Genomic DNA, 3,837 nt, shown 5'->3' on the forward strand with positions numbered 1-3,837 from the left:
AGATAGGCTAGAAGTGGAAGTGCGGCGACGCATGGAGCGGACTAGTACTAATGGTTCGAGGACTTAACCAAGTTGAAAACGTGGTGTAAGGCTCAAACGAAGTTTGATTTACAAATTATGATTCAGTTTTGAGAGACCTAATTATTTCTCAATTAAATAGCGTGTCGTGATGATGGCATTGAGGTCACACCTGTTCCCATACCGAACACAGAAGTTAAACTCAATAGCGCCGAAAGTAGTTGGAGGATCGCTTCCTGCGAGGATAGGACGTCGCGATGCAACTTGAAACCACACCCACTCGGGTGTGGTTTTTTTGTGCGGCATTTAAAAACACCAACTCAGCAAAATTGATGATTAATAGGTACAATGAAGCCAACTAAAAAGGCGGAGGACAGTGTAATGGGATTATTTGGTGGAGATGACTTTAAGTTACCAATGACAGTTGGCGAAGTGCCAGCAGGACTTGAGCAAATTCAAATTGTATCTGGATTGGGTATGTCGGTAGAGGGGGCTTTGAAGGATTTGGCTAAGGCGGCTGATAAGATTGGTGCTGATGAAGTAGTTAATGTGCGCGTGACGGCTGCGGAAAATAATTTTGCGGCTTACGGAGATGCAGTTAAAAAGTAATTGAGAACTTGGGATGGTAGCTACTGTCTCAAGCTTTTTTGTATCATGACCTAAGTGTGTGATACAAAAAATTTAATAATGAGTTAACAGATGCATTTGTGTGCGTTAAAATTCCGGTGTACTGTTAAAACATACAAACAAGGGGGGCTTACATATGCTTGGGTTTGGTGTAAAACAATTGGATCAACAAATTGATGAGTTATTAGAGACTATGTCGAGAAAGATAGACGGTGCAGATTATCCTGAGGCTGAAAAATTAGTGAACATGGCTAAAGCGGATCATCAGCAACAGCAACAACTACCACAAACAGTTGCTAGTAAATTATCAAACTCGTTGTATTTCTTGAAATTATCAGATGCTACGAAAGTGCCAAGTAACATTTCAACAGAGTTAACGGCTTTGCGTCGGATGATAAATAAAGGTGGTGCCGGCTATGTGGCAAATGGTGGTGGCCAATCCTTGACCGCCCAATATCACCTATAAATCTTTTTTAACAGGAGACTTGTCTTATGGAAGAAAAAGAAGTTGCAACGCAGTATGGTGTTAAAACGAATTTTCGGCTAATGCCAAACGGCGAGGCGCGACTTGGCTTGGTGGCCACAGACGGTAGTTCATATACGAGAACCGTCAATCAAACGGGCGCGTGGCAGAATAGCCATTATCATGAAAAGTACCAGGAAATCTACATTGTGCAGGCCGGCAAAGTTGTTCTTGCAACGTATAAGGCAAATGGTGAATTGCAATTAACTGTGTACCAGACTGGCGATTATTTTATTGTGCCTGCAAGGCAGTCACATAATATCTATCAAGAAGCACACGCTGTTACACATAATGTTAAGTTTGGTGACAGTGAACCGACGGATTGGCATGCGGATGAGCAACTTGATCGGTTGATTGCTGATGTCGACGTACAGACATTAGTTTGATTTTTTGGTTCACGTGAAAAGCCCTCTCAGTTAGGCCATAATTTGATATAATAAAAGGCAGACATTGCAGGAGACACCTGCAGTTTAAAAAATGACGCCCTACCCATTCGTAGTGGCGGGAGGTATAAAGAAAATGGCAGACAAGAACACGTTCTATATTACAACGCCGATTTACTATCCATCTGGTAAGTTGCACATCGGTAACACTTACACAACGGTTTTGGCTGACGCGGCAGCGCGTTACCACCGTTTGTTGAATGAAGATGTTTACTTCTTAACGGGTACTGATGAGCACGGTTTGAAGATTGAACAAAAGGCAGAAAAGTTGAACATGACGCCACAACAATACGTTGACGGCATGGCTGCTGATATTCAAAAGTTGTGGGCTGATTTGGACATCACGAATGATGGCTTTATCCGTACAACTGATGACTTCCACGAAAAGGCAATCCAAAAGATTTTCCAACAATTCTTGGATCAAGATGACATCTACAAGGGTGAGTATGAAGGTTGGTACTCTGTTGATGACGAAGAGTACTTTACAGAATCACAATTGGCCGAAGTTTACCGTGATGAAAACGGTAAGGTGATCGGTGGTAAGGCACCTTCAGGTCACGAAGTTGAGTTGGTTAAGGAAGAATCATACTTCTTCCGTATGGGTAAGTATGCAGACTGGTTGTTGGACTACTACAAGTCACATCCTGAATTTATCCAACCAGAATCTCGTATGAACGAAATGATTAGCAACTTTATTAAGCCAGGTTTGGAAGATTTGGCAGTTACGCGTACAGCCTTTAAGTGGGGTGTTCCCGTTCTGTCTGATCCTAAGCACGTTGTGTACGTCTGGATTGATGCTTTGTCTAACTACATTACGGCCTTGGGTTACGGATCAGATGACACGACGTTGTTTGATAAGTTCTGGCCTGCTAACGTCCAACTAGTTGGTAAGGAAATCGTTCGTTTCCACACGATTTACTGGCCAATCATGCTCCACGCTTTGGGCTTGCCATTGCCAAAGCAAGTGTTGGGTCACGGTTGGTTGACGATGCGTGATGGTAAGATGTCAAAGTCTAAGGGTAACGTTGTGTACCCTGATACATTGGCTGACCGTTACGGCATCGATGCAGTACGTTACTACTTGTTGCGTGCCATGCCTTACGGAAATGATGGTATCTTTACACCAGAAGACTTCGTATCAAAGTTGAACTATGATTTGGCTAACGATTTGGGTAACCTATTGAACCGTACTGTTGCAATGATTAACAAGTACGAAGATGGTGTTATCCCAGCCTTGAACTCAGGCGCAACTGAGTTCGATGCTGATTTGGTTCAAACGGCTAACGATGTTATCAAGGCGTACAATGAAAACATGCAAGCAATGCGCACCGCTGACGCATTGGCTGAAGTTTGGAAGTTGATTTCACGTGCTAATAAGTACATCGATGAGACAACCCCATGGACTTTGGCCAAGGACGAGGCACAAACTGACAAGTTGGCATCAGTAATGGCACACTTGGCTGCTGCATTGCGTGTTGCCGCTATCTTGTTGCAACCAGCTTTGACTCGTGCGCCAAAGCAAATCTTCCACCAACTTGGTTTGGCAGAATCAAACTTGCAAATTGCTGATTTGAAGTTTGAAGATTTGCCAGCCGGTGGTAAGGTTGTTGCCAAGGGTGAGCCAATCTTCCCACGTGTTGATGTAGAAGCTGAAGTTGCTTACATCCGCGATGAGATGACTGGTGGGGCTGCTAAGCCTGCTGAAGAGACAGAAGCGTCATATATCGAGGTCCCAACAAAGGACTTGATTGAATTTGACGATTTCGACAAGGTTGAGATGCGTGTGGCAGAAATTTTGGAAGTTACCGAAGTTGAGAAGTCAAACAAGTTGTTGCGCTTCAAGTTGAACGACGGTACCAAGGAAGGTCGCACCATTTTGTCAGGTATCAAGAAGTGGTACCCAGAGTACGCTGGATTGGTTGGTAAGAAGGTTGCGTTCGTTGCTAACTTGAAGCCACGTAAGATGATGGGCGAAATGTCAGAAGGTATGTTGTTGTCTGCCGAAAAGGACGGCAATGTTATTTTGACAATCTTGCCAGATGAAATTGAAGCTGGTTCTGAACTAGGTTAATACAAGAAATTAAGGGTTCAAAGTCAAATGGTACTGATGACCGGTAAAATTTAATATTTTGAACCTTGCTTAGGCAGCTGATTTCACATTGTTGAGATCAGCTGCCTTTTGCTTATAGTTCATTGAGTAGAAACTATTCTTGAATGAGATAAGAA

At 43.3% G+C, this 3,837-nt stretch carries 4 protein-coding genes and 1 rRNA gene; all 5 read left to right on the plus strand.

Features of this window, described 5'->3' with window-relative positions:
- The first annotated feature begins 162 nt into the window (after positions 1–162).
- The 5 genes from rrf (at position 163) to metG (ending at position 3,682) form a co-directional block, all read left to right on the plus strand.
- A 5S ribosomal RNA gene (gene rrf / locus ACJ28U_RS00120) occupies positions 163–279 on the plus strand.
- A 120-nt stretch (positions 280–399) separates the two neighbouring features.
- Positions 400–627 carry a hypothetical protein gene (locus tag ACJ28U_RS00125; protein ID WP_407617994.1) on the plus strand — a complete coding sequence of 76 codons (228 nt, stop codon included), beginning with the start codon at positions 400–402 and terminating at the stop codon, positions 625–627.
- A gap of 154 nt (positions 628–781) precedes the next feature.
- Complete coding sequence (locus ACJ28U_RS00130) at positions 782–1,111, plus strand: hypothetical protein (RefSeq protein WP_407617995.1); 330 nt, start codon at positions 782–784, stop codon at positions 1,109–1,111.
- Between the two features lie 26 nt (positions 1,112–1,137).
- Positions 1,138–1,554 carry a hypothetical protein gene (locus ACJ28U_RS00135; RefSeq protein ID WP_407617996.1) on the plus strand — a complete coding sequence of 139 codons (417 nt, stop codon included), beginning with the start codon at positions 1,138–1,140 and terminating at the stop codon, positions 1,552–1,554.
- Positions 1,555–1,687: 133 nt separating this feature from the next.
- The gene (gene metG, locus ACJ28U_RS00140) at positions 1,688–3,682 is read left to right on the plus strand and encodes a methionine--tRNA ligase (RefSeq protein WP_407617997.1); all 1,995 of its coding nucleotides are present in this window, start codon (positions 1,688–1,690) and stop codon (positions 3,680–3,682) included.
- Positions 3,683–3,837 lie beyond the last annotated feature (155 nt).

This window comes from Weissella sp. MSCH1, from assembly GCF_045799135.1.
In the GTDB taxonomy this organism is placed as follows: domain Bacteria; phylum Bacillota; class Bacilli; order Lactobacillales; family Lactobacillaceae; genus Weissella.